Source organism: Allobosea sp. 2RAB26 (assembly GCF_052115465.1).
GTDB lineage: Bacteria > Pseudomonadota > Alphaproteobacteria > Rhizobiales > Beijerinckiaceae > Allobosea.
This window is the reverse complement of record NZ_JBFRGS010000006.1, coordinates 133,526-159,191: the sequence shown is the minus strand read 5'-3', so window position 1 is coordinate 159,191 and position 25,666 is coordinate 133,526. Positions and strand designations below refer to the sequence as shown.

Below are 25,666 nucleotides of genomic sequence, written 5' to 3'. Positions count from 1 at the left end.
TCGAGACTTAGGCCAGGCGCCTCGGTCGGCGGATGGCTCTCACCTTGCCACTGTTTCCGCCTCCGCAGAAGAACTGATCACCGCCATCGGCCTCGAGCCCTGACACGCCCATGCCGGGCGGCAGATCGAGCACCTCCAGGACCTCTCCCGTTCGAGGGTCGACTCGTCTCAAGTCGCTCTCGTCACCGTCCCAGGTGCCGTGCCAGAGTTCCTGGTCGCTCCACGTGACTCCGGTGACGAAGCGATTGGATTCGATGGTGCGAAGAATCGCCCCGGTCTCGGGATCGATCTGATGGATCTTGCGGTCCCGGTACTGCCCCACCCAGAGTGTCCCTTCGGCCCAGGCGAGCCCCGAGTCGCCGCCGCCGCCCGGAGCGGGGATCGTCGCAAGGACATGGCCGGTCTTCGGATCGATCTTCTGAATGCGGCTTTCGGCAAGCTGAAACAGGTGTTGGCCGTCGAAGGCCGTTCCGGCATGTGCTGCCACCTCGATCGAGCGAACCGTCTTCCCGCTGGCAGGGTCGAGCGCGCTCAGCTTGTCGCCGGACGCGAACCAGACGTGCTGGCCATCGAAGGTCAATCCGTGGACCTGGTCGACACCCGGAAAGGGACCATACTCACGGAGAATTTCGGCTGCTGATTTTTCCATGCCTCATCCTAGTCGCTTGGCAGCGGAGCGGGGAGTAACAAGGTTGTCGTGAATCCCGGCATCGGCGGGGTGATCCAGCGCCGCGCCCGTCCGTGACCGAAGGATTGCACCTTTCCGGTTGCCGCAAGCGCGTCCAGCGCCCGCTGCACGGTCCGCTGGCTGGCGCCAAGCGCAAGCGCGAGCGCGGAGCTCGACCACGCCTCACCATCGGCAACGAAAGCCAGCACGTCCGCATGCCGTTCCTCAACGGGCCGGGCCAGGACGGCGACATCGCCAGCGTGGTGCAGCGCTAGCGAGAAGCCTTGTTTCGTCGCGCTTAAGCCGGCCAGCCCCCGCAGCAATCGGCGCAGCCGCCCGATTTCGACCCGCAACCGGGCGCGGTGCGATTCGTCGGCCTGCTTCGCTCCGAAGGCCCGCGCGACGAGCATGTCGCGCGATACGTCCCCGGGCCACGCTTCGGCCAGTGTCCGTGCCAATGCGAACAAGACCGGGCGGGTGGCGAGTGAGACGACCCTGTGCGGGGCGCGCACCACATATCGGCACGCATCCACCACGAGAGCATCCGACGCCTGCAGCGCCTCGACATCCTGGAGCAGGAGCGGGCGCTCCTCGCCACGCGCGATCAGCCGTGCTGCCGTTGTGCTCAGCAGGAGGGCCGCGCTTTCGACCTCTGCGGTCAGCGCCGGGATACCGGCAAGGCGCGCCGCATCCTCGGCTTGCGCAAGCGCAACACGCGCCGCCTTCGTCCGGAGGCGTCGCATCGCGATTCCTGCCGCCACCAGTTCGTGGACGGTCCGCGATGCGGGCGGAAGGGGGATGGGGTCGAGTTCGGCAAGCTTGCGCTCGGCCTCGTCGAGGTGCCCGATCAGCAGGAGCCGGCGCACCTCGAGATGCCGCGCATGGGCGCCGTTCAGCCGGTCACCGTGCTCCTCGAGTGTCGCGCGCGCTGCATCGAGCGCCTTCGCAGGCCAGCCGAGGTCGCGGGAGGCGAGCGCGATCTCGGCCTCGGCGACAATGCACCGTGCTCGCGCCACGGCCTCTTTCGGGCCGAAGGAACGGGCCGCGCGCCGCAGGAGACCCTTCGCCCGAACGAGATCCCCGAGCTGGGCCATCGCGATGCCCCGCAGGGCGAGCGCGGGCGCATCGTCGCGCAGCGCAACCCGGTTCAAGGCGCCGAGGGGATCGCCTGCGGCAAGCGCGCGCGCCGCCGCGGTGATCAGAGAGTCCATCGGAATCCCGTCACATTTGTCACTCCCACCCCTCGAGGCGCTGTCCCTATCAATCTCATCACCGCCGACCACCCCTCGCTTCGCAAGAGGGGCGAGCGGCGAAGGTCACCTGACGACAGGAGCTGCGACAATGACGATACATATCACCGGGACGCGTGAAGAGTGGCTGGCCGCCCGGCTCGGGCTGCTCGATGACGAGAAGGACCTGACACGGCGCAGCGACGAACTGGCGCGGCGGCGCCAGGAACTGCCCTGGGTGCAGGTCGACAAGGAGTACCGCTTCGAGACCGATGATGGCAGCGCCGCACTGACGGACCTCTTTCGAGGGCGCTCGCAACTCCTCGTCTATCATTTCATGTTCGGGCCCGACTACAAGGCGGGGTGCCCGTCCTGCTCTGCGATCGCCGATGGGTTCAACGGCTTCTACCTGCACCTCGCGAACCACGATGTGACGCTCACGGCGGTGTCGCGCGCGCCGCTCACCAAGCTGCAGGCCTACAAGCAGCGGATGGGCTGGACGTTTCCCTGGGCATCCTCGGCTGGCGGCGACTTCAATTATGATTTCAACGTCTCGTTCACCGAGGACGTGCAGCGCGCGGGGGCGATAGACTACAACTATCGGCGCGGCGGTTTCGTAATGGACGCACTGCCAGTCACTGGGCCCGTCGCCGATTTCGCAGCCATGTCCGGAACCGATGTGCCGACATATACGCGCGACAGGCCGGGCATGAGCGCCTTCGTGCGCGACAATGGCGTCGTCTACCACACCTATTCCACCTATGCGCGCGGGGTGGATGGCATCTGGGGCATGTATCCCTGGCTCGACCGCGCACCCAAGGGGCGCAACGAGGCCGGTGGTCCCTGGTGGCGCCGCCACGACGAATACGGACAGGGGTGAGTGAGGTCATGGCGATCCGTTCCGAAAGCGGCAGCGCGGCGGCTCACGGTGCCGCCGACTGGCTGTGCCTCGCGGCAGCGCCGACCTTCGCGGTCATGGCGCTGCTCACCGGCATGAATGGCGGTGGTCAGCAGGATATCCTCTGCACGGCCGCACAAGGCGCATCTCCGTTGAACGGAATGGTGCCGATGTACGTGCTGATGAGCGCTTTCCACATGGCGCCCTGGCTGAAGCTGATCGCCAGTCGGCAGGAGCGGCGGCGTACGCTGAGGACTTGGCGCTGACGTTCACGATGACGATGGCGGACACCGGCCATAATGCCCGAGTCCGGCTTTGCGCCACAACGGCCTCCCTGCGGGGGGGCATCAAGCGATTTCGTGCCGTTGGTATCCCTCGCACGCCGGTGCGCGGGCGGTTATCCCCGCCGGAGCTCACTCGGGCATCGCGTAAGCCGCGCGGTCGATGCCGTGACGGGCGAGCTTGTCGTAAAAGGTCTTGCGCGGGATGCCCAGCATCTCGAGGGTTGCGCGGACATCGCCGCGATTGGCTTCCAGCGCCTCGCGGATCAGGTTCGCTTCGATCGCGGTGAGGCGCTCGGGCAGGCTGGAAGGCACTGCATCCTCGCGCGCCTGCGCAGCCGGCATCTCGCCCGAGAGCCCGAGCGCCACGCGTTCGGCGAAATGGACCAGCTCACGGACATTGCCCGCCCAGGCATTCTCGACCAGGTGGCGCTCGACGCTGCGGTCCAGCGCCGGCACCTCGCGCCCGTATTTTCGCGCCGCCCGGGCGAGGAACTGGGCAAAGAGCAGCGGCACGTCGCGGCGCCGCTCGCGCAGGGGAGGGATCCGCAACGTGACCACGTTGAGGCGGTAATAGAGATCCTCGCGGAAATCGCCGCGCTGGGCGGGGTCGCCGAGGTCGAGCTTCGTCGCGGCGACGACGCGCAGGTCGACGCGGCGCAGGTCGTTGGAGCCGAGCGGCGTGATCTCGCGCATCTCCAGCACGCGCAGCAGCTTGACCTGGGCTGCGGGCGGCATGCTCTCCAGTTCGTCGAGGAAGAGCGTGCCGCCGCTGGAATGTTCGATGCGGCCGATCCGTCGCTTCTGCGCGCCGGTGAAGGCGCCGGCCTCGTAGCCGAAGAGCTCGCTCTCGATGACGCTCTCGGGCAGCGCGCCGCAGTTCAGCGCGACGAAGGGCTTGTCGCGGCGGCGACCGAGCCGATGCAGCAGATTGGCGACGACCTCCTTGCCCGTGCCGGTTTCGCCCAGCACCAGGACGTCGACATCGACATCGGCGAGATCGCGAATGGTCTGGCGCAGGCGCAGGATGGCAGGCGCCTCGCCGAGCAGCGCAGTCTCCTCGTCGGAGCTGGCGGCAAGCGCGCGCAGGCGACGGTTCTCGATGATGAGCGCGCGCTTCTCCACCGCACGGCGCAAGGTCTCGACCAGGCGCTCGGACGAATAGGGCTTGGCGATGAAGTCATAAGCGCCTTCGCTCATCGCCTCGACCGCCATGGCGATATCCGCATGACCGGAGATCACGATCACCGGAATGTCCGGATCGAGGGCGCGCAGTTGCCTGGACAAGGCGATGCCGTCCATGCCGGGCATACGTACATCGGTCACGACGACGCCGGCATAGTCCGGGCCGATACGGTCGAGCGCGGCCTGGGCCGAGCCCAGTGGCACCGCACGGAAGCCGGCGAGGCGCAGCGCCTGCGCATTGGCGTCACGCAGATCGGGATCGTCATCGACGAAGGCGACCTCGATGATGCTGTGGGTGCTGTCGGGACCGGTCATGCGGCTCTCTTCAGGCTTATCGTGAAGGTGCTGCCTTCTCCGGCGCGGCTGGCGACATTGAGCGTGCCGCCGAAGGCCGCGACGATGTCGTGGGAGATCACCAGCCCGAGGCCGAGGCCGCGCGATTTCGTGGTGCGGAACGGGGTGAAGAGCGCCGCCAGGGCCTCCGCGTCGAGCCCCGGTCCGTTATCGACGATGGCGATCTCGACGTGCTCGGCTTCAGTCGCGATGCTGATGGCGAGCCGCGGTGCCTGCCCGTTCCGCTGCTGGGCCATGGCCTCGACGGCGTTGCGCATCAGGTTGACGAGGACCTGTTCGAGTTCGACCGGGCGGGCAAGCACCGAGACCGGCGGGGTCAGCGCCGGGACCACCGGCGTGACGCCGGCCTGGCGCAGCGCGGCATCGAGGATCATCAGCGCGCCGTCGATCGCCTCTCGAAGATCGACCGGCCCAAGCGGCCCCCCGCCGCGCCGCGCGAAGCCGCGCAGCGTGTCCGTGATGGTGCCGATCCGCTCGGTCAGCCTGACGATCTTGCCGAGCGCGCCGTCGACGCTGGCCGCATCCGTGCGCTCGAGGAAGGCGCGGGCATTCTCGGCATAGGTCCGCATCGCGGCGAGAGGCTGGTTGATTTCGTGGGCGACGCCGGCCGTGACCTGGCCCAAGGTTGCGAGCCGGTTGGCCTTTGCCAACTCCTCGCGCGCATCGGAGAGGCGCTCCTGCGCCCGCGTGCGCTCCGCCATCTCTTCGACGAGCCGGGCATTCGCTCCGGCGAGCGCGGCGGTGCGCTCGGCGACGCGCCGTTCGAGCTCGTCCTTGATCCGCGCCTCGGCGCTGCGCCTGGCGAGGTTGACCTGACGGCGGCGCAGCGCCAGCGCGCCGAGCGCGGCGCCCGGCATGAGCAGGAGCGCGATGAGCGTCTGCAGTTCCGCCCGCTGGTCGCGGATCGCCTGGTCGACCGGGAGGAGCACTTCGAGCCTCCAGTCGGTGGTCGGGATCGGGATACCCGAGGCGACATGCGCTCCGGCAACAGCGCCGGTGCCGCGGACGATTTCGCCCTCGCGCTGCAAGGGCAGCAGCGTCAGCGGCGCGGCGCCGAATTGCAGGGACTGCCGGATCTCAGCTGCCGTCTGTGGGGCCAGGGCCTCTTCGACCCGGAAGCGCCAGTCCGCAAATGTGGAGAGCAGCACGACGCCGCGCTTGTCGACGACGAAGGTCTGCCCGCCGAGCGCCCGCCAATCGGCCTCGACCTGGTCGAACTCGACCTTGACCACGATCACGCCGAGCGCGGTCTCGCCGTCATCCACGCGGCTGGTGATGTAGAGGCCGGGGCGCTTGCTGACTGTGCCGAGCGCAAACTGCTCGGCCGCGCCGCCGGAGACGGCAGCGCTGAAATAGTCGCGGAAGGCGTAGTCGTTGCCGACAAAGCTCGTCGGCTCGCGCCAGTTGCTCGCGGCGATCGTGATCCCGTCCTTGCCGAGCACATAGATCACGGCGGCGCGGGTCTCGCGCGCGATCGCCTCCAGCTTGCTGTCGAGGGCCTGCCTGTCGCCATCGACCAGGGCCGCGCGCACATCGGGATCGCGCGCCAGGATGACCGGCAATGCGCGCTGCTTCTCCAATTCGCCGCGCAGGATCGCGAGCGCCAGCGTGCCGGCATCCTCGGCGCGAGCGTGCGTGGTCGCGATGGCGCGGTTGCGGCCGATATCGCCGGCGATCACGAAGGCGACGACGGCGATGACCGCGACAAGCAGCCCGAAGGCGATCCAGGGGCGCCTGGCCGCCCAGCGGTCGCGCTCTTCCGGCGGGGGTATGGTCATGTCCCATCATGTGCGGAAATCCGCACAAATCAACCTTTCGCTGTGCGGGGGATCGCCAGGGTGCATCGCCGCGAGAAGCGCGTGGCCGGTCAAGTCTTTGAATATACGCAATTAAATTCGTCTTCAGGGCTTGGCACGGCGATTGCCAACAGCGCGGCCAAGCGGCGTCCAGAACAGCAAGAACACCGCGAGACCGACCCCAAGGAGGAAGTCATGGCGATCACGCTCGACCAGGCGCCGGCCCAGCCGGCCCCTGCCAGGAAATTCTATCAGCATCTCTATGTGCAGGTGCTCGCGGCCATCGCGGCCGGCATCCTGCTCGGCCATTTCTGGCCGGAGCAGGGCGCTGCCCTCAAGCCGCTCGGAGACGCCTTCATCAAGCTGGTGAAGATGATCATCGCGCCCGTCATCTTCCTGACGGTCTCGACCGGCATCGCCGGAATGAGCGACATGCAGAAGGTCGGGCGCGTCGCCGGCAAGGCGATGATCTACTTTCTGACCTTCTCGACGCTGGCGCTGATCATCGGGCTTGTGGTCGGTAACTTGCTGCAGCCGGGCGCCGGCCTGCACATCAACCCCGCCAGCCTCGACGCGAAATCGGTGCAGGGCTACGCGACCCAGGCGCATGATTCCAGCGTGGTCGGCTTTCTCCAGAACATCATCCCGAACACGATCGTCGGCGCCTTCGCCTCCGGCGACATCCTGCAGGTGCTGTTCTTCTCGGTGCTGTTTGGCCTGTCGCTGTCGATGGTGGGCGAGCGCGGCAAGCCGGTGGTCGACTTCCTGCAGGCCCTGTCGGCGCCGATCTTCAAGCTCGTCGCCATCCTGATGAAGGCGGCCCCGCTTGGCGCCTTCGGCGCCATGGCCTTCACCATCGGCCGCTATGGCATCGGCTCCGTCGCCAATCTGGCGATGCTGATCGGCACCTTCTACCTGACCTCGGCGATCTTCGTGCTCGTCGTGCTCGGTGCGGTCGCGCGCTATAACGGTTTCTCGATCCTGGCGCTGATCCGCTACATCAAGGAAGAGATCCTGCTGGTGATCGGCACGTCCTCCTCGGAGGCAGCGCTGCCGACCCTGATGGAGAAGATGGAGCAGGCCGGCTGCAAGCGCTCCGTCGTCGGCCTCGTCGTGCCGACCGGCTACTCGTTCAACCTCGATGGCACCAATATCTACATGACGCTGGCGGCGCTCTTCATCGCCCAGGCCATGGACATCCACCTGCCGCTCGGCGACCAGATCCTGCTGCTGCTGGTGGCGATGCTGAGCTCGAAGGGAGCGGCCGGGATCACGGGCGCCGGCTTCATCACGCTGGCCGCCACCCTGTCCGTCGTGCCGGCCGTCCCGGTTGCCGGCATGGCGCTGATCCTCGGCATCGACCGGTTCATGTCGGAATGCCGTGCGGTGACCAACTTCATCGGCAACGCCGTCGCCACGATCGTGGTGGCGCGCTGGGAGGGCGAGCTTGATCAGGACCGGCTCAAGGCCGCGCTGAGCGGCGATCTGCCGGACCTGCTCGACGAGCCCTTGCTCGCCCCGGCCGAGTGATCCTTGCCGCCGCTGGCACGTGAGCGGACCTGAAGCTGCGGAATGTGCCAGCCACCGGCTGGCCAGTCCGCAGCGCAGGGCAGCCCGCGGCCCGGCCCCAGCCGGGCTGCGATCTACAGGCGGCGATCGGCCGCTCCTCCCTTGAAGGCCGCGAGCGCGATGGCGACGAAGGCGCCGACGCTTCCGAGGCTGCGGGTCTCCCGGCGCGTGACCAGATACTCTCCGGCCATGACATCGAAGTCGCGGACGGTCAGCGCGCGCAGCCGGGGGTCGAAGCCGCGCTCGCGGTCGAGCACGATTCCGACGCCGATGCCGGCCGCTACGGCCTCCTTGACCGCCTCCCGGCTGCCAAGGATCAGATGCGGGGTGATCTCGATGCCGTGGTCGGCCAGCGCCGTCTCGAAGAGATGGCGGGTCATCGAGCCGGCCTCGCGCGTGACGAGGCGCTGACCCACCAGTTCGGCTGCCTCGATCTGGCTGCGCTCCCACCAGGGATGGCCGGCATGCACCAGGATCTCCAGCCGCTGATCGAGCAGAAAGTTGCAGGCAAAATCCGGATGCGGCTCGCGCAGGGTCGCGATGCCGATATCGACGCGGTGCTGCGCGACGAGGTCCAGCAGGTTGCTGGAATTTTCGAGCCGCAGGTCGAGCTGCACTCCCGGATGCTCGACGGCAAAGCGCTTCAGGATCGGCATCGCCACATAGGGCGCGCATAGACCGATGGAGAGATGGCCCACGGCAAGGCTGCGGCCGTTGCTCATCCGGGCTGAGATATCGTCGAGCATGAGGATTGCCTGCCGGACTCTCGGCAACAGGTCGAGTGCGTCCGGCGTCAGTTCTACACCGCCCGCCATGCGCAGGAACAGGCGCGTCCCGACGGCATCCTCAAGGGATTTCACGTGCTGGGTGATCGCAGGCTGGCTGACGCCCAGCGCCTGGGCGGCGGCTGAGAACGTGCGATGGCTCGCGACGGCGTGGAAGGCACGGAGTTGGGACAGGTTCATGGGGCGGGCCGGCGTTAGAATAAGTGGAGCTTCATTTCAGTGTCACACAATTTAGCAACACTTATATCACGACAGCTCCTAAAGGCACGGAGACATTCATGCCAAGCCCCAGCATCAAAGGCCTCACACGGATCGCCGCCATCGCAGCGGCGGCGTTCACCCTGGCAGGCGGCGCCGCACTCGCCAGGGAGGTCGTGATCTACAACGCCTCCGACAGCGTCAACACCGCGCTGGTCGGCGCCTTCAAGAAAAAGCATCCTGATATCGAGGTGAAGTTCGTATCGGGTTCGACCGGCCCGATCGCCGAGCGCGCGATCGCCGAGAAGGCCAAGCCGCAGGCCGACGTCGTCTATCTCGTCAACAACGCCGCTCTGGAGCAACTCAAGCAGGCCGGCGTATTCGAGCCCTACGAGCCGAAGGGCTCGAAGATCCTGCCCGCCTTCCGCGACGCTGATGGTTTCTACAACAAGTACTTCGCCACGACGATGTGCATGGTCGTCAACAAGGAACGGTTGGCGCAGAAGGGCCTGCCGATGCCCGCGACCTGGGAAGACCTGATCAGGCCGGCTTATCGCAAGGAGATTTCGCTGCCGTCGCCGCTCAAATCGGGCACCGGCGGCGCCATCCTCACCACTTTCGTCGACGCTTTCGGCTGGCCGTTCGTCGAGAACCTGAACGAGAACGTCTACCAGTATTCCGATGGAGGTTCCGGTGGCGCGCAACTGGCCGGCGCGGGCGAAGTCGCGATCGGCCTGACCTTCGATACCACCTGTTTCGAGACCAAGGCCTCGGGCAAGCCGGTCGAGATCGTCTATGGCCGGATCACGCCCAACGTCACCGAGGGCGGTGGTCTCGTTGCCGGCGGTCCCAACCCGGCCGAGGCCAAGGTCTTCCTCGATTTCATGGCGAGCGACGATGCCGCCGCTGTGCTCGGCAAGGTGGTGGGCGCGACCGCGGTGCCCGGGCACGGTCTGGTCGATCTAAAGCAGATCACGCTCTGGCAGATGCGCCGCCCCGTCGACATGACAGCGTTCCGGCGCGAATTCGCCAGCCGCATCCTCAAGCAGTGACGGATTTGGCCACCGTGATCGAACTGGCGGCCTCGCCCCTTGCCGCAGAGCGACCGGCCCTCGTGAGGGGCCGGCCGCATCTGGCCGTGCGCGACATCGTCAAATCCTATGGCGGTTCCGCCCGGGCGGTCGATGCCGTCTCCCTCGATCTCGCCAAGGGAGAATTCGTGACCCTTCTCGGCGATTCCGGCTGCGGCAAGACGAGCTTGCTCCGGATCATCGCCGGCTTCGTGCGGCCGGATGGCGGGCGCGTCCTGCGCGCGGAGCAGGATGTCACCGACATGGCTCCAGCGCGGCGGCGCATGGGCTTCGTCTTCCAGTCCTATGCGCTGTTTCCGACGAAGACCGTCGCCGAGAATATCGGTTTCGCGCTCACGATCGCCTCGCGCGGCCGCGATGAACGGGAGCGCCGCGTCGTCGAATTGGCACGACTCGTCGAGATGGAGCGACTACTCGAACGCTATCCGCACGAATTGTCGGGCGGTCAGCAGCAGCGCGTCGCACTGGCGCGCGCGCTCGCATCCGATCCCGAGGTGCTGCTGCTCGACGAGCCGATGTCGGCACTCGATGCTCGCATCCGCGTCAAGCTGCGTAACGAGCTGCGGTCGATCATCGACAGGCTCGGCATCACAACCCTCTATGTGACGCATGATCAGGAAGAAGCCCTGGCCCTGTCCGACAGGGTCGCGGTGATGTGCAACGGACGCTTCGAGCAGATCGGCACGCCCGCGGAAATCTATCACCGCCCCGGTTCCCTCTTCGTCGCGCAGTTCATCGGCGTCTCGAACCTGATCGAAGGGCATGCGGTGGCCGGCGGCGTGGACGCCTATGGCGAGATCTGGCCCATGGCGCTCCCGCCCGATATCCGATCCGGCGAACGCGTCACCGCTGTCTATCGGCCCGAGCATATTGGGGTCGCCTCAGCTGCCCACCCTGGGGTAAGCGGGCTCCCTGGGCGGATCGCGGGCGCGGCCTTCCTTGGTGCCGTCGTGCGCCTCACCGTGACGCTGGACTCCGGGCGGACCGTCATTGCCGATTGCCCGTCGCACGAGGCTGAGCGGATCGGCACACGCGGCGCGCCGGTCATCGTCATGCCAGATGCTCGGCGCGCGGCGCTGATACCGGCGCGGGGCCGGTCATGACGCGCCTGCTGCGCCAAGTGCCGCGTGCACTCGCGAGCGGCGTCGTCACGCTGCTGCTGCTGGTCTTCATCGGCGTGCCGATCGGCGCCGTGCTCGTCAATAGCTTCGTCATCTCCGGTCCGATGCCTCTGGTGCGCCTGAAGGCGGTCACGGTCGAGGCCCTGGACCAGCTACCGACGGAAGACAGGGCAATCCTGATGCGCCGCTGGAGCGAGACGGCGACCGAGCCGGAACGCGTCGAAGGGAGCGCTGCGGCCTTCCGGCTCGCCGGGCTCACCCCGCCCTGGGATCGCACCGCGCCCTATTCCGAACAGGCTCAGGCGATGCAGGCCGCACTCACCGCCCTTGGGCCGCAGGACAGGGCCGAGGTGGCCGACAATCAGGCGCTCGCGCATGTGATGTTGCACAAACGGACTGCGCTCGCCTTCAGGGTGAAGAGCTTGATCGGCCAGCAGGCGTTCGACACGCTGCGCAATGGCTCCGAGGAGCGCTGGGGGCTCGACCACTACCTGAAGGTCTTCCAGGATTCCTATCTTCGAAACGCTGCATTCAATAGCCTGACGCTTGCCGGCCTGTCGGTGGTCTTCACGGTGCCCCTGGCGTTTGCGTTGGCTTACGGCATCAATTGCGGCGGTGTGCCCTGGCCCTCTGTGATGAGAGGCGTCTTCCTGATGCCGCTGGTCGCACCACCGGTGCTGATCGCGACCGCGACCGTGATGCTGTTCGGCCGGCGCGGGCTGGTGACGCATTCGCTGCTCGACCAGGGCCTCGGGCTGATCGACGCTGATGAGACCAATCTCTACGGTCTTCTCGGCGTCGTGCTGGCACAGACATTGTCCTTCATGCCGGCGACGCTGATCATTCTCGACAACGTCCTGCGCCGGCAGGACGGGCGCATCGACGAGGCCGCAGCCGGGCTTGGCGCTGGTCACTTCACCACCTTTCGCCATGTCACGCTGCCGCTGGCCTTGCCCGCGATCAAACGCGCGATCGTGCTCGTCTTCATCATGAGCCTGACGGATTTCGGCAATCCGCTGATTCTCGGCCGGGATACCCCTGTTCTCGCCGGGATCGTCTATGACGAGATCACCGCCTACAGGAATACGCCGCTCGCGGCGGCGCTCTGTGTCTGGCTGATCATCCCCTCCCTTCTGCTCTATCTCGGCCTCGAGTTGTTCGGGCGCCGCAAGGGCTACTCGAGCGCGAGCATCGCGGGGCGCTCAGAGCTGCCGATGCCGCGCTCCTGGCGCATCGGCCTGGCAACGCTGGCCGGGATGGTCGGCGCGCTCATCTTCGCGGTCTACGGCACCATGGCGCTGGGTGCTGTGACAAAGGTCTGGGGCACCGACTGGAGCCTGACGCTCGGCCATTTCACGGGAGAAGGCGCAAAGGTCGGCCTTGCCGGCACGGGCTACGGCAGCTCCGAGCGCGGTCTCGAACTCGTCTGGGAAAGCCTGCGTATCGGTGTGATCGCGGGCCCGGTGGGTGGATTGTTCGCCGTGGTGATCGCCTATGTCGTCGAGCGCCTGCGGCCGCCGGGCGCCAACCTCATCGTCTTCCTCGTGTTGGTGCCGGCGATCCTGCCCGGCATCATCTTCGGCATCGGTTATATCGTCGCCTTCAACATCCCCTTCGGCATTCCGAGCCTGTCGCTGACCGGAACCTCGGCGATCCTCGTCGTCAATATCCTGTTCTCGAACATCTTCGTCGGCGTGCTGGCGGCCCGTGCAGCCCTGCAGCGTGTCGACGGTTCCATCGACGAAGCGGCGGAGAGTCTTGGCGCCGGCCTCGTCCTGCGCTTCCTGAACGTCACGCTGCCGATCTTGCTGCCCGCCCTGCTGCTCGGCATGCTCTATGTCTTCATCGACGCGCTGACGACGCTGTCCTCGATCATCTTCCTGGTCTCCGGCAACCACAAGCTCGCTGCGGTGGCGATCTTCAACCACGCCAGCTCCGGTGAATTTGGCTACGCCGCCGCCAAGAGCCTCGTCCTGCTGGCCTTCGCGCTCGCCGCCATCGGCCTTGCAAGATTGATCGAGAAGCGCAGGGAGCCTGGTCGGCACCGGCTCTCGCCACTGCGTTGGCCGACGTTGCCGCGCTTCTCAGCATTCTCGAAATGACGATGGCCATGGAAGACGATCTCGTATCGCGCGACGCAACTGCCTTCTTCCACCAGAAGGGATCGAGCCCCTGTTTGTCGGCACTGCGGGCCGCGGAGGGCGTCTGGCTCGAAGACGACGAGGGGCGGCGCTTCATCGACCTGCACGGCAACACCGTCCACCATATCGGGCATGGTCACCCCGAGGTGATCGCGGCGTTGAAGCGTCAGCTCGATACGCTGCCCTTCGCGCCGCGCCGCTTCACCAACGAACCCGCAGTTGGGCTGGCCGAGAAGCTGCTGGCGTACTGGCCCGGTGCGCGGGCCAAGGTTCTCTTCGCGACCGGCGGTTCGGACGCCATGGAGATCGCCCTGAAGCTGGCGCGCGTGACGACGGGCCGCCACGAGACGATCTCGCTGGAAGGCTCCTATCACGGGCACGGCTTCGGCGGTTTTGGCCTGTCGAAAGCCGCAGCGGACCCGCGCCTCGGCCCCTTCCTGCCGGGGCGTCGGCACGTGACGCCCTATTGGGCGCCGGACGGCGCGCAGCGCATGCTCGCGGAGATGCGCGAAGCTCTTGGGAGGTCCGAGACCGGCATCGCGGCCGTTGTCGCTGAGCCGATCCGTTCCAACTGCCATGTCCCGCCGGACGGGCTCTGGGCCGAAGTGCGCGATCTCTGCAACCGGCACGGCGCACTGCTGATCTTCGACGAGATTCCATCAGGCCTCGGCAAGACCGGCCGCTTCTTCGCCTTTGAACATGTCGGCGCCATACCCGACGCGGTGGTGCTCGGTAAGGCGCTGGGTGGTGGGCTCCTGCCGATCGCCGCCGTCATCGCCGACGCGCGGCTGGACAGCGCCCCCGAGCTCGATCTCGGTCACTACACGCATGAGAAGAACCCGCTCACCACGCGAGCCGCCCTGACCATGATCGATATCGTCGAGCGTGACGGGTTGGTGCGGCGCGCTGCCGAGCTTGAACGGCGCATCAGGTCGCGCATCGCCGCTCTCGCAAGCGAGGCCCCCGCCATTCTCGGCGTACGAGGGTGCGGATTGCTGCTCGCCATCGAGTTCGACCCCGCCGCTTTCGGCATGAATCCCGGCCCGGCATTCGCGGCCAGGCTCGTGTCGCGCTGTTTCGAGTTCGGCCTTTCGACGACGTCCAAAGGGCCGGCCAGCATCGGCTTTTCTCTGCCCATGACCGTGACCGATGCCGAACTCGAACTGTGTTTCGAACGGCTCGAAAGGGTGGCCGCGGCGCCTCCTTGCTGAAATCGCACTGCTGTCGCAGCGTACCTGCAAGATGCCGCGTCCGGTCTGCGGGAGGGCCAGCAACATGGTCAGAGGCATCCCCGAGGGCAAGTGTCCCGCTGGCTCTCCGCTACGGGAGGGAGCGCGAGGAAAGCGCTTGATAGAACCTTTTAAACGGGTATAGGCGGTTACATGGATGCCAACGACCTGCCGCCCCCCAGCCGCGCTGTGAGTTTGCCGCTTATCGCCAGCGAGCTCGCCTTCGATTTTGTCAATTCTGTCGCGGATCGGGGAGGGACGCAGCATGCCGAGTATCTGCATAACGGGGCCGATATCGTCCTCTGGGCGCATCTCGCAAAACTGCTTAGTGACACGGACAGGGATGCGGCCCTGGCAATGGTCGCTGCCGACGAGGTTCTCGCTTCCCGGCTGCTGAGCGAGGCCCATGCGCTTCGGGAAACCGTCTACGAGATCGGCGCGGCATTGGCCCGGCGCGATACGCCGCGGGAGGAGGATCGCGCGGCGTTGACGGCGGTTCATGCCCATTGCCTGAGCCGGGCGCGGCTCTCGACCTCAGGCGGTGGATTCGCCTGGACATGGGACCCCTACACGGCCCTCGTCGAGGCGGTGCTCGGGCCGATTGCGCTCTCGGCTCTCACCGTGATGACCCAGCAAGATCTCGCGCGGGTCAAGCGCTGCGAGGGAGACCATTGCGGCTGGCTCATGTTCGACACGACCAAGAATCGGCGGCGACGCTGGTGCGAGATGGAGGTTTGCGGCAACCGCGCGAAAATGCGCGCGTTTCGAGCCCGGAAGTTCGAAGCCAGCTGAAGCTGTATTCCAACCGAAGACGTCCTGGCGCCTGATGCCGCGATGGAATGAGCAACGATGCCGATCTCTCTCGCACGTCGGGTCGATACTGAGAGTACTTGCGCGTGATTGTGGATTGACGCAAAGGGACTTGGTGGGGGCGAGGGCAGAAAATGGCTGAAGACTGGGTCAGGGAGCGGGCCGAGAAGTCGCTTTCGCAGATGATCGACTGGATCGGGCGGCATGACAGCCGCAGCGCCGGGCTGATGGGCATCACAGTTGCTATGATGGGCGCGCTCTCGGCTGCAACGCCTGCCGTAAAGCAATGGAACGGCATTTTTATGTTTGCCCTGGCCATTGCCGCGGGCGGGTTCGCCACGGTTCTATACCAGTTGATGCGCGGGCAGATTCCTCGCCTGCGGGCTGGAAAACCATCGCTCTCCTTTTTCGGTACCGTCGCAGGCCTCCCGCAGGACGAGTTTCGTTCTCGGTTCGTCAAGATGACGGAGGAAGAATATCTCGATGACGTGTTGAACCAGTGTTACGTCAACGCACGGATACTGCGTTCGAAGTTTCGCTGCCTCAAGCGGGGGCTGATTGCACTCTTGTTGACTGCCGTCCCGTGGACATGGGCCATATCCTTGGCCAAGTCACTTTAATCGGAGCTTGGAAATCTTCTCCGGCATGTTGCCTAAAAGGCACAGCCGGACGGTAGGTCATCCCCTAATACCTGTAACCAGCAAAAGCTAGTTAGACGGTTTTAGATTGCTCCGGGGGCTTCACCATGTTCCGCCGCGTCGTTCGCCGGGGATTTGCCGGCCTCATGGTTGTGGCCGCAACGTCGACGGCAGGTTCCGCGCAAGAGCCTTTGGCGCGATCGACCCCTCGCGCCGGCGCCATCGTCTCCGCAAAGGGGGGCGAAGAACTCCAGCTGCAGCGAGAGCCGCGCTGGCACCCGGCCGTCGTGCGCCAGGACGTGGTTGGTGGCGATACGCTGCGCACCGGTGAGATCGGGACGCTCGGCATCACCTTTCAGGACCAGACGACGATCCGCGTCGGGCGCCAATCGACGCTCGTCGTCAACCAGGTCGCAGCGGCGACGGGCACGACCGAATTGACAGTGCCGAATGGCAATGTCTGGGCTCGTGCCTCGCGCGGCGGTACTGGCGTGACCGTGAAGACGCCGGCCGCCTCGGCCGCGATCCGCGGCACCGACTGGTCGCTGTCGGTCCAGGGCGACCGTACGTCGCTGGTCGTGCTGGAAGGCACAGTCGAGTTCAGCAACCCGCAGGGCTCGGTCACGGTCCGCCAGGGAGAAGGCGCAACGGCGCGTATCGGAGAACGCCCCACCAAGACCGTTCTCGTGAAGTCCGACGATCGCGAGCAGATGCTGTTCTACATGGAGCTGCGCGGCCTGTTCCGTGGTCTGCCGGCGACCCGCCTCGATGGCGCGGCACGGCGCAGCGAGCGCACACGCCTCGCCGCCATCCCGGTCCCGGCGCGCACGACCGAGGATTGGGTCGCGATTGCGGAAAATGGCATGGGTCATGATCCACGCGAGATCGTGCTGCAGGCGGTGGCGGAGGCGCGCCGGCGCCTCGGCCAGCGTCCGGCTTTCATCCCGGGCCCGGACGAGGACTGGGCTGCGGCGCGGCGCGGTACGGGCGAGACGCAGGCGAACCGTTCCAGCCAGAGCGCCCGCCTCGATCTCGTCGAGGCGATGCTCGCGGGTTCGGCCAAGCGCTACAAGGAAGCAGCCGCGCTGTTCGCGCGGGCGGCACGTGGCACGACGGGGCGCCAGCAACTGACGGCGCGATGCGGTTATTACGCCGCCGCCACGATGGCCGAACCCAAGCGCGTGCTGCCGATGCCACGCGTCGGTGGAGCGGACCAGAATGTCTGTGCCGCCTATGTCATGGGCTTCGGCAAAGGCCTGGAAGAGGCGGCAAACGTGCTGCGTCAGACGGAGAAGGCGGCGCCCCGCCACCTGCTCTCCTCGATGGTGTCGGCGCAGGTCTCGTTGCTCCTGAACCGACGCGACGAGATGCGGGCCACCGTCGAGCGCATGCGCACCATCGATCCCGACAGCCCCGAGACGCTGCTGGCCTCCGGTTACCTCAAGAGCAGCATCGACAGCGATCTCGATGGGGCCGTTGCCGATTTCACGCGCGGCACGGAGGTTGCTCCCGGCGAGGCCACGCTTTGGAACGGCCTTGGCCTCGCCGAGAGCGCCCGCGATGCGCCGCTTGAGGCCGAGCGTGCCTTCCGGCGGGCTATCGCGGTCGATCCCGATGATCCTGTTGCCTATGCGAATCTCGCCACTCTCTTGCTCGACCAGAGCCGCGTCGATGAAGCCGGAAGGCTGATCGAGAAGGCACTGGCGCTCGATCCCTCGCTCGATGCCGCCTACACCGCCAAGGGGCGCTACTACCTGCAGAAGGGCGACATGGCGAAGGCGCTGGAGTTCACGCTCGCCGGAAGCGCCGCCAATCCAGCTGACGCGCAGAGTCTGCTCGCGGTCGCCATTGCCCAATATCAGAGTGGTGACCTGGAAGTGGCTGGCCAGGCGCTCGACAATGCCGACCGTCTCGACAAGAACGATCCCATCATATCCATCACCCGGACTGCCATCGCCGTCGACCAGCTCGAGGCCGATGCCGCCATCATCAATGCGCGCGAGGCTGTGAGACGCTATCGCAACCGTGGGGGCTATTTCGCGGCGCTGGCGACGACGAAGACCGGTGGTTCCTATCTCGGGCAGGCCTATCGCCTGCTGAGCCTCGAGGATTGGGGGCGCTATTACACCGACCGCGTCGCCGATCCGTTCAGCGCCACGAGCTATTTCGACCAATCGGCAGCGCGCCGCGCCCGGCCGCTCTTCGCCCGCCCGACGCTCGACCAGATCGAAGGCGGTACCGCCGATGTCGCCGGCAACCTCATCCTGCAGGGCTTGTTCTTCGATCCGCTGGCGGTCTCCGGCCGTATCGGCCGCATCGATCTGCTGCGCCGGCCCTTCATCGACATCGAGTTCGGCGGCTCTCTCATACGCCGCAACGGCCGCAACGGCTGGCAAAGCGAGGCCATGGTCCAGGCCTTCAGCAACGAGCCGGTGCCGACATCGGTTTCCCTGTCCTATAACCGGATCGACACGGGCAATCGCCGCGGCCGGGCCGGCGGCGAAGACGGCCAGTCGGCGGCGGCATTCGTCGGTATCGCGCCCAGTGCGGCCGATCGCTTCCTGCTCTGGGGCACGGTGAACTCAGCCAAGCCGGATCTGATCGCTCCGGCGATCAACCTCTTCGACGCTGATACCAATTCCGTGAAGACCTATCAGGCCGGCGCCGGCTGGAGCCACACATTCGGCTACCGCAACGTGCTGACCGGTGCAGTGGTCGCGACCGGGGCTGATCAGTCACAGCGTCGGACTGTGACGAATGCCGCCGTCATCGACGATCCAACCTTCGGGCCGTTCTTCCTGTCGCTCGACACGCGCGAGCGGAAGGACACGAAGGTCGATTCAGTCACGGCCGCGCTCAGCCATACCTTCGGCTTCGGCGATTTCACCTTGCGCAGCGGCCTCGAAGGCCAGAGCGGACGCATTCGCAGCTTCATCGCGCAAGGCGCGACGCTGTCCATTCCCCTCATTTCGTTCCTGGAAAGCAACGACATCTTTGACGGCACCCGCAGCAATTTCACGGCCGGTCGCGCCTATACCAATCTGCAATGGCAGCCCTCCGACAAGATCCAGATCGAGGGTGGCATCCAGCTGCTCGGCGCCGATATGGGGCCGTCGCGGTCCAAGACCTATGCCGATCCGCGCATCGGCATAGGTTTCTCCCCGATCGATAACCATTGGCTGCGCGCGGCTTGGCGGCGCGACACCGAGTTGCCGAACGGGTTCACATTGTCACCGGTGACCACGGTGGGGCTGGTTCCGAACGCCCTGCCGGTCCAGCTCGGCGGCAACAAGGAAACGGTGGCCCTGCGCTGGGACGCCGAATGGACCCTGAACATTTTCACCGCAGTCGAGTACCAGAACCAGCGAGCCCGAAACCTGCGGCTCGATTTCCCCGACACGCTCGACAGCTTCGACCTGAACAAGGCCAGGATCGACTATGTCACGGCGACCGCGAATATCTGGCTGACGCATGGCATCGGCGTCTTCGGCACCATCGGCATGGCCAATTCCAGTACGATCGACGCGAACGGCCTGGAAGTCGACGTGCCGTTCGTGCCGCGTCGCTTCGCGCGCGCCGGGCTGACTTTCGTCCATCCCAGCCGCATCAAGTTCTCGGTGATCGAGAACTATATCGGTGAGCGCTACGACAGTCCCGGCGGCGTCAAGCTCGATCCTTTCTGGACCACCGACCTCGCGGCCAGCTACGAAACGCCGGATCGGCGCTTTCTGCTGGGGCTCTCCCTGCTCAACGTCTTCGACAGGCGCTACGAGCAGGTCGCCGCGCGCGTCGGCACCAGCGAAGCGATCCTCGGTGCGGGCCGCACGATTGCCGGCTCGCTCAAGGTCCGGTTCTGATGGCGCGCGCAGCGCCTGCCCAAGGCCGGGTCGCCGCGGCTCTGCTTCACCGCTACAGGGCCCTGCAGATCGAATTGCGCGGGCGCCCCCGCCTGCGCAACATTTTACTGGCAGCGCTGGTTTCGCTTCTCATCGTGCCGCTGCATGGCCGCGCCGGCATCAGGATCGTCGAGGCCAGGGTCTTCGATATCCTGACCATGATCGCCCCGCCCCAGCCGGATCAGCCCGGGGCCGTGATCGTCGCAATCGATGAGCCGTCCTTCGCCGAATTGTCCGAGCGCTGGCCCTGGTCGCGCGCAACTCACGCCCGCCTGGTCCAGAGCCTGAAGCAGGCAGGCGCGAAGGTCATTGGCCTCGATATCATCTTCTCGGAACCGTCGGGTGAAGCCGCCGATGCCGCTCTTGCCGCTGCGCTCGCACCCGGCATGGTGCTGGCGGCAGATCGCGAAGTCATCGCCATGGACCATGGCACGCAGGTCTCGCTGGTCGAGCCCCTGCCGGCGTTCACGGAAAACGGCGCGGAAACCGGTGTGACCTCCGTCGATCTCGACAGCGACGGCGTCCTGCGGCGAATGCCACGCATCGAAGGCAGCTTTGCCGCCGCGCTCCTTGGCCCGATTGGCGAACCCCTGCCCGCTATCCCCGAGCGTGTCCTGATCCAGTATCTCGGCGGACCACGCACCTATCCGACGGTCTCCTATTATCAGGCGCTCGACCCGGCAGCCTTTCTTCCGCCAGGCCTCCTCAAAGACAAGGTCGTGCTGGTTGGGTTCAACCTGAAGGCGGCCCCGACTGCCGCTTCCGGTGCGAACGATGCGTTTTCCACCCCCTACACCACGAAAACCGGAACACTGACGTCGGGCGTCGAGATCCACGCGACCCTGCTCGATAATCTCAGGCATGGGCTCTGGATCAGACCCGCACCACTCAGCGCGATCGCAGCCGTCGTCCTGGTTTGCTCCCTGATCGGCTGCGGCACGGGCTCGGCGGCCATCACCTGGCGCACGGGCGTGATCGCGGCGGCAAGCGTCATTGCCATTGCCGCCGGCAGCTGGCTCCTGCTGCGCTACGGCCGAATCTGGCTGCCGCCGGTGACGCCGACGCTTGCGGCCTTCATAGGGTTCGGCGCACGCTTTGGCATCGACTACGCCCGCGAGCGCCGGCTGCGCGCCGCCGTTTCGCAGGCTTTTTCCCGCTATGTCACGCCCGATCTGGTCGAGGAACTCGCGCGCAATCCCGATTCGTTGAAGCTGGGCGGCGAGCGGCGCGAGATCAGCGTCCTGTTCTGCGACGTGCGTGGCTTCACCAGCCTGTCGGAGCGCCTGAAAGATGACCCGATCCGGCTGACCAGCATCATCAACCGCCTTCTCGATGCGCTGTCGGAACAGGTCCTGGAGGCCCGTGGCACGATCGATAAATATATGGGCGATTGCGTCATGGCATTCTGGAACGCGCCGTTGCCGGATCCGAACCATGCGAGTGCTGCCATCGCCGCTGCGCTAAGGATGTCCCAGGCCGTCGAGCGCCTGAATGCCGAACTTCAGATGGAGGAGCCCGGGTTGTCGCCGCTTGCCGTCGGAGTGGGGGTCAATACCGGCATGTGCGTCGTCGGCAATATCGGGTCGCGCTGGCGTTACGACTACTCCGTTCTGGGCGACGCCGTGAACCTCGCGTCGCGATTGGAGGGCGTAACCAAGGATTACGCGGTGCCGGTCGTCATCGGAGAAGGCACCGCACGCGCGATCGAGGACGCCTTCTTTGTCTTTGAACTCGACCGCATCGCCGTTCGCGGGCGTAGCGAAGCGACGCCGATCTTCACGGTGCTGGGCGAGGCAAGCATGCGCAACACGCCAGAGGGGCAAGCGCTCCTGTCAGCCCAGACACGACTGCGTCCTGCATTGGCCCAGGGAGATACGATGTCGTCCCTGGCCGAACTCGACGTCATCGCCTCGGTCTGGCCGAGCCTGACGGACTACAGCGCGAAGATGCGCGGGGCCATGATGGCGCGAGGAGCGCGGGTCTGACGGCAGGAGCGACCGCGAGTGCGATCAGAGGACGGAGCGATCAGTCCGTGAGGTTCGGTTTCAGAGCAATGTGACCACCCGTGATGGGGTGGCTGTCCGATCGGTGTTTCCAAGGGACGGATGCCGGTCTTTGGAGATCGTCGATCGCGAGCTGTGCGAACAGGCATCCCGGCCGCCCACGTACCGCCAAGCGGGTGTGGAACCCATGCTCACATTGATTTGCGTGACTTCAGGCGTTTGGGGCTGGTGCTGCGAGAGAGGATTGAACTCTCGACCTCTCCATTACCAATGGAGTGCTCTACCACTGAGCTACCGCAGCAGGATCGTAAGCCTTGAAGCGCCTGTTCAATCGCGAAATCGGCAATGGCGGGCGCGGCGTCGTTCCGAAGCGGCGTCCTGATGCCACAAGCCCCCGCCGGACGCAACCCGTAGCGGGCGAACAGCATGTGAAAAAGTCGGAACCGGTCCTTCTCGGCGATCCTGCTGCTGTCGAGCACTCCATTGGTAATGGAGAGATTGCTTCAGCTCAGAGCCGGGTGCGCTGGCGCTCTCCGGGAACGATGGCCCCGCATCAGTCCGCCAGCAGCAGCTGCCGATCGATCCGGAAGAGCCTGCCGTCGCCGAGCATATGCGCCGTCAGACCGTCGCGAAAAAGCGGACGGAAGGCGGTATCGCGAAGGTTCAGCCCGCCGGCATAGGCGCCCATGGCCGGGAGGATGCAGCGCCGCCCGGAGAGCGCGAAGCTGCGGCGCCGCAGGGCCCGCCCGCGCATCCTGATCTTGGCCGCCGGGTGGAGATGCCCGGCGATCTCGAAGCCGGCCTCAGCCGCGTCGGGTTCATGACGCAGCATGACGTCTGCAATCGCGAGACAGGCCGCAGTTTCGCCGCCCATCGCCCGGCTGATCGCGGGGTCGTGGTTGCCGGTCACCCAGAGCCAGTCACGGCCCTTCTGCAGCAGGTGCAGGGAGCGCAGATCATCACTGCTGATCCGCTCCTCCGCGCCGCGGTCGTGAAAGCTGTCGCCAAGCGCGATGACGCGGGCCGGAGCATGGCGCAGGATCGCAGCCGTCAGCGTCGCCAGCGTTGTCGCGGAATCATAGGGCGGCAGGAAGATGCCGCGCGCCGCATAGGCCGAGCCTTTTTCCAGATGCAGATCGGCTACGACGAGCGTGCGCTCTTCGGGCAGCCACAGCGCGCCCGAGAGATCGGGGACGATTGCGAGCCGCCCGAGCATGAGTGCTCCCGCCTCACGGGCTGAAAATTCGTTGGTTGCGGGCAGCGTCACGCCATCGCCTCTTCGAGCATCATCGCTTCAGCCTCCGCCAGGATCTCGTCGGCTGCCTCGCCATGAACCGCCTCGCGCCCGATTTCGAGCATTACCGAAACACTGAGCGGCGAAACATGGTCCAGCGGCTGATGCACGATTCGGCCGCTGATTCGTGTCAGCATTTGAGCGAGCCGCTGGATATCGAGCAAGCCTGTTGCGGCGTCGGCCCATGCGGCTTTCAGCAGCACGTGGTCAGGCTCGTGCTGGCGCAGCACGTCATAGACGAGATCGCTCGACATCGTGACCTGCCGGCCGCTCTTCTCCTGCCCGGGGAAGCGGCGTTCAATCAGCCCACCAATGATGGCACAGGCGCGAAAGGTGCGCTTCATCAGCGCGGATTCGGCGAGCCATGCCTCGAGATCGTCGCCGAGCATGTCCTGGGCGAACAGTTCGTCGAGCGAGAGCGCTCCACGGGCGACCGCCGCCGACATGTCGCCCAACGTCCAGACCGCGATACCGTAATCGTTGCAGACGAAGCCGAGCGGTCTCATGCGGGCCCGCTCCAGCCGCCGCGTCAGCAGCATGCCGAGCGTCTGATGGGCGAGGCGGCCCTCGAACGGGTACGCGACAAGATAGAACCGCCCACCGCGCGGAAAGGTCTCGATCAGCAACTCGCCGGGTTTGGGCAGGCGCGACTTCAGCCTTTGCGCATGCAGCCAGGAGGACACCTCGTCCGGCAGCCTGGCCCATTCCTGCGGCGAGGCGAGCATGGCGCGCACGCGGGCCGCGAGGAAGGTCGAGAGGGGGAATTTGCCCCCGGCATAGGACGGGATCTTTGGGTCGGTGCCCGGATTGGTGCGCGAGCAGACGACCTCGTTCTCGGTGATACCCTCGAAGCGGAGCACCTCGCCTGCGAAGACAAAGGTGTCGCCGCTCGTCATCGTCTCCGCGAAATACTCCTCGATCTCACCCAGGATACGGCCGCCGCGGCTCAGCATGCCGGGCTGGCCGGGCCTTGCGCTGCGCAGCCGGCCAAGCCGGACCTTGAGCATGGTCGATTCGACGATGGTGCCGACATTCATGCGATATTGCTGGATCACGCGCGGGTTGCTTGCGCGGAAGAGCCCGTCCTTGCCCCGCCGGAGCTTGGCGAAGCGTTCATAGCTGCGCAGGGCATAGCCGCCGGTCGCGACGAAATTGACCACGGCGTCGAAATCGACCCGCGCAAGGCCGGCATAGGGCGACGCGGTGCGCACCTCCTCGTAGAGCGCGTCCGGAGCAAAACCGTCGGAACAGGCGATGCCGAGCACGTGCTGGGCCAGCACATCGAGCGCGCCGATACGGGGCTCAGGCGTGTCCCGAGCGGCTTCAGCGACAGCGTCGAGGGCGGCGCGGCATTCCAGAAGTTCGAAGCGATTGGAGGGAACGAGCAGGGCCTGCGACGGCTCGTCCATGCGGTGATTCGAGCGGCCGATGCGCTGCATCAGCCGGCTCGCGCCCTTCGGCGCGCCGATATTGATGACCAGGTCGACATCGCCCCAGTCGATGCCGAGATCCAGCGTCGAGGTGCAGACGACGGCCTTCAGCTTGCCCGCGGCCATCGCCGCCTCGACCTTGCGGCGCTGCTGGGCGTCGAGCGAGCCGTGATGCAGCGCGATCGGCAGATTGTCGTCATTGATGTTCCACAGGCCCTGGAACATGAACTCGGCCTGCATGCGCGTATTGACGAAGACCAAGGTCAGGCGGTGATCGCCGATCGCCTTGTAGACGTCGCGAATGGCATGGCCGGTGGTGTGCCCGGCCATCGGCAGGCGGTTGGCGGATTGCAGGATGCCGATCCGCGCGCTTGCCCCGCCCTTGACGGCGACCAGCCCGGCCGAAGTCCCGACCCCGCCGAGATAGCGCTGCAGGTCGGCCGGCTCGCGCACCGTCGCCGAGAGGCCCACAGCCGAGAGTTTTGGCGCGAGTTTGCGCAGCCGCGCCAGGTCGAGCGAAAGCAGGTCGCCGCGCTTCGAGGTGACGAGCGCGTGCAACTCGTCGAGCACGACGCGCCTGAGGCTGGCGAAGAACGGCTTCGCATCCCGGTGCGAGACCAGGAGGGCGAGCTGTTCCGGCGTGGTCAGCAGGATGTCCGGCGGTCGCGCGATCTGCCGGGTGCGCTTGGCGGCGGAGGTGTCTCCCGTGCGGGTCTCGACCGTGACCGGCAGCGCCATCTCCCGGATCGGCGTCTCGAGATTGCGGGCGATGTCGACAGCGAGAGCCTTGAGCGGCGAGATGTAGAGGGTGTGCAGGCCGTCACGGCGGCCATTGCCCTCGCTGAGCTCGACCAGCGAGGGCAGGAAGCCCGCAAGCGTCTTGCCGGCGCCGGTCGGCGCGACGAGCAGGGTCGAGCGCCCGGCGCGCGCCTCTTCCAGCAATGCAAGCTGATGCGGGCGTGCAGTCCAGCCGCGATAAGCGAACCAGTCGGCGAATCCTGGCGGGAGGGAGGCGGCGGGGGCATCCATGCGGGATAGAGATAGGCGGTGC

The 25,666-nt window shown here is 66.3% G+C and carries 18 protein-coding genes and 1 tRNA gene; 11 read left to right on the top strand and 8 right to left on the bottom strand.

From position 1 onward, the window contains the following. Positions 1-7: 7 nt before the first annotated feature. Complete coding sequence (locus tag AB4118_RS13240; protein ID WP_441490162.1) at positions 8-649, bottom strand: Vgb family protein; 642 nt, start codon at positions 647-649, stop codon at positions 8-10. Between the two features lie 8 nt (positions 650-657). Beyond that, positions 658-1,878 carry a helix-turn-helix domain-containing protein gene (locus tag AB4118_RS13235; protein WP_441490161.1) on the bottom strand — a complete coding sequence of 407 codons (1,221 nt, stop codon included), beginning with the start codon at positions 1,876-1,878 and terminating at the stop codon, positions 658-660. Between the two features lie 130 nt (positions 1,879-2,008). On the opposite strand from AB4118_RS13235, the gene AB4118_RS13230 reads away from it, so the two are divergent. Together AB4118_RS13230 and AB4118_RS13225 are read left to right on the top strand one after the other, a co-directional pair. After that, a complete protein-coding gene (locus AB4118_RS13230) occupies positions 2,009-2,776 on the top strand; it encodes a DUF899 domain-containing protein (protein WP_441490160.1) in 768 nt (255 codons plus the stop codon). A gap of 8 nt (positions 2,777-2,784) precedes the next feature. Further along, positions 2,785-3,060 (top strand): hypothetical protein, encoded by a 276-nt coding sequence (locus AB4118_RS13225; RefSeq protein WP_441490159.1) that lies wholly within the window; start codon positions 2,785-2,787, stop codon positions 3,058-3,060. Positions 3,061-3,207: 147 nt separating this feature from the next. Here AB4118_RS13225 and AB4118_RS13220 read toward each other — a convergent pair whose 3' ends face one another. Both AB4118_RS13220 and AB4118_RS13215 read right to left on the bottom strand, forming a co-directional pair. Further along, entirely contained in the window at positions 3,208-4,575 is a 1,368-nt protein-coding gene (locus tag AB4118_RS13220) for a sigma-54-dependent transcriptional regulator (protein ID WP_441490158.1), read from the bottom strand. After that, positions 4,572-6,392 (bottom strand): sensor histidine kinase, encoded by a 1,821-nt coding sequence (locus tag AB4118_RS13215; protein WP_441490157.1) that lies wholly within the window; start codon positions 6,390-6,392, stop codon positions 4,572-4,574. Before AB4118_RS13215 ends, AB4118_RS13220 begins: the two co-directional genes overlap by 4 nt. Before the next feature lie 213 nt (positions 6,393-6,605). On the opposite strand from AB4118_RS13215, the gene AB4118_RS13210 reads away from it, so the two are divergent. Further along, complete coding sequence (locus AB4118_RS13210) at positions 6,606-7,940, top strand: dicarboxylate/amino acid:cation symporter (RefSeq protein WP_441490156.1); 1,335 nt, start codon at positions 6,606-6,608, stop codon at positions 7,938-7,940. A gap of 113 nt (positions 7,941-8,053) precedes the next feature. On the opposite strand, the gene AB4118_RS13205 is transcribed toward AB4118_RS13210, so the two are convergent. After that, positions 8,054-8,944, bottom strand: a complete 891-nt coding sequence (locus tag AB4118_RS13205) for a LysR substrate-binding domain-containing protein (protein ID WP_441490155.1) — start codon at positions 8,942-8,944, stop codon at positions 8,054-8,056. Between the two features lie 98 nt (positions 8,945-9,042). Here AB4118_RS13205 and AB4118_RS13200 point away from each other — a divergent pair, with 98 nt between their 5' ends. The 8 genes from AB4118_RS13200 to AB4118_RS13165 all read left to right on the top strand — a co-directional run bounded on the left by AB4118_RS13200 (position 9,043) and on the right by AB4118_RS13165 (position 21,873). Continuing rightward, on the top strand, positions 9,043-10,014 hold the full coding sequence (locus AB4118_RS13200) for an extracellular solute-binding protein (RefSeq protein WP_441490154.1): 972 nt from the start codon (positions 9,043-9,045) through the stop codon (positions 10,012-10,014). Positions 10,015-10,028: 14 nt separating this feature from the next. Beyond that, positions 10,029-11,156: an ABC transporter ATP-binding protein gene (locus AB4118_RS13195; protein WP_441490491.1), complete on the top strand. Its 1,128-nt coding sequence runs from the start codon at positions 10,029-10,031 to the stop codon at positions 11,154-11,156. Beyond that, positions 11,153-13,276: an ABC transporter permease gene (locus AB4118_RS13190; protein WP_441490153.1), complete on the top strand. Its 2,124-nt coding sequence runs from the start codon at positions 11,153-11,155 to the stop codon at positions 13,274-13,276. Before AB4118_RS13195 ends, AB4118_RS13190 begins: the two co-directional genes overlap by 4 nt. Further along, a complete protein-coding gene (locus AB4118_RS13185) occupies positions 13,273-14,526 on the top strand; it encodes an aminotransferase class III-fold pyridoxal phosphate-dependent enzyme (RefSeq protein WP_441490152.1) in 1,254 nt (417 codons plus the stop codon). The genes AB4118_RS13190 and AB4118_RS13185 overlap by 4 nt, the downstream gene beginning before the upstream one ends. 171 nt (positions 14,527-14,697) lie before the next feature. Next, the gene (locus AB4118_RS13180; RefSeq protein ID WP_441490151.1) at positions 14,698-15,336 is read left to right on the top strand and encodes a CGNR zinc finger domain-containing protein; all 639 of its coding nucleotides are present in this window, start codon (positions 14,698-14,700) and stop codon (positions 15,334-15,336) included. Between the two features lie 152 nt (positions 15,337-15,488). After that, entirely contained in the window at positions 15,489-15,974 is a 486-nt protein-coding gene (locus AB4118_RS13175; RefSeq protein WP_113515048.1) for a Pycsar system effector family protein, read from the top strand. Between the two features lie 209 nt (positions 15,975-16,183). After that, a complete protein-coding gene (locus AB4118_RS13170) occupies positions 16,184-19,849 on the top strand; it encodes a FecR domain-containing protein (protein WP_441490150.1) in 3,666 nt (1,221 codons plus the stop codon). After that, entirely contained in the window at positions 19,849-21,873 is a 2,025-nt protein-coding gene (locus tag AB4118_RS13165; RefSeq protein ID WP_441490149.1) for a CHASE2 domain-containing protein, read from the top strand. The genes AB4118_RS13170 and AB4118_RS13165 overlap by 1 nt, the downstream gene beginning before the upstream one ends. A gap of 244 nt (positions 21,874-22,117) precedes the next feature. Here AB4118_RS13165 and AB4118_RS13160 read toward each other — a convergent pair. From AB4118_RS13160 to AB4118_RS13150, 3 genes are all read right to left on the bottom strand, one after another. Continuing rightward, positions 22,118-22,192: transfer RNA gene (locus tag AB4118_RS13160), tRNA-Thr, on the bottom strand. Positions 22,193-22,444: 252 nt separating this feature from the next. After that, positions 22,445-23,107, bottom strand: a complete 663-nt coding sequence (gene pdeM, locus AB4118_RS13155) for a ligase-associated DNA damage response endonuclease PdeM (protein ID WP_441490490.1) — start codon at positions 23,105-23,107, stop codon at positions 22,445-22,447. Positions 23,108-23,154: 47 nt separating this feature from the next. Then, positions 23,155-25,644, bottom strand: coding sequence for a ligase-associated DNA damage response DEXH box helicase (locus AB4118_RS13150; protein WP_441490148.1), 2,490 nt, complete (start codon positions 25,642-25,644; stop codon positions 23,155-23,157). Between the last annotated feature and the right edge of the window lie 22 nt (positions 25,645-25,666).

Bases quoted from the DNA above. Each gene is read 5' to 3' on its own strand.
- AB4118_RS13240 (WP_441490162.1), bottom strand. From the start codon at position 649: ATGGAAAAATCAGCAGCCGAAATTCTCCGTGAGTATGGTCCCTTTCCG.
- AB4118_RS13235 (WP_441490161.1), bottom strand. From the start codon at position 1,878: ATGGACTCTCTGATCACCGCGGCGGCGCGCGCGCTTGCCGCAGGCGAT.
- AB4118_RS13230 (WP_441490160.1), top strand. From the start codon at position 2,009: ATGACGATACATATCACCGGGACGCGTGAAGAGTGGCTGGCCGCCCGG.
- AB4118_RS13225 (WP_441490159.1), top strand. From the start codon at position 2,785: ATGGCGATCCGTTCCGAAAGCGGCAGCGCGGCGGCTCACGGTGCCGCC.
- AB4118_RS13220 (WP_441490158.1), bottom strand. From the start codon at position 4,575: ATGACCGGTCCCGACAGCACCCACAGCATCATCGAGGTCGCCTTCGTC.
- AB4118_RS13215 (WP_441490157.1), bottom strand. From the start codon at position 6,392: ATGACCATACCCCCGCCGGAAGAGCGCGACCGCTGGGCGGCCAGGCGC.
- AB4118_RS13210 (WP_441490156.1), top strand. From the start codon at position 6,606: ATGGCGATCACGCTCGACCAGGCGCCGGCCCAGCCGGCCCCTGCCAGG.
- AB4118_RS13205 (WP_441490155.1), bottom strand. From the start codon at position 8,944: ATGAACCTGTCCCAACTCCGTGCCTTCCACGCCGTCGCGAGCCATCGC.
- AB4118_RS13200 (WP_441490154.1), top strand. From the start codon at position 9,043: ATGCCAAGCCCCAGCATCAAAGGCCTCACACGGATCGCCGCCATCGCA.
- AB4118_RS13190 (WP_441490153.1), top strand. From the start codon at position 11,153: ATGACGCGCCTGCTGCGCCAAGTGCCGCGTGCACTCGCGAGCGGCGTC.
- AB4118_RS13185 (WP_441490152.1), top strand. From the start codon at position 13,273: ATGACGATGGCCATGGAAGACGATCTCGTATCGCGCGACGCAACTGCC.
- AB4118_RS13180 (WP_441490151.1), top strand. From the start codon at position 14,698: ATGGATGCCAACGACCTGCCGCCCCCCAGCCGCGCTGTGAGTTTGCCG.
- AB4118_RS13175 (WP_113515048.1), top strand. From the start codon at position 15,489: ATGGCTGAAGACTGGGTCAGGGAGCGGGCCGAGAAGTCGCTTTCGCAG.
- AB4118_RS13165 (WP_441490149.1), top strand. From the start codon at position 19,849: ATGGCGCGCGCAGCGCCTGCCCAAGGCCGGGTCGCCGCGGCTCTGCTT.
- pdeM (WP_441490490.1), bottom strand. From the start codon at position 23,107: ATGCTCGGGCGGCTCGCAATCGTCCCCGATCTCTCGGGCGCGCTGTGG.
- AB4118_RS13150 (WP_441490148.1), bottom strand. From the start codon at position 25,644: ATGGATGCCCCCGCCGCCTCCCTCCCGCCAGGATTCGCCGACTGGTTC.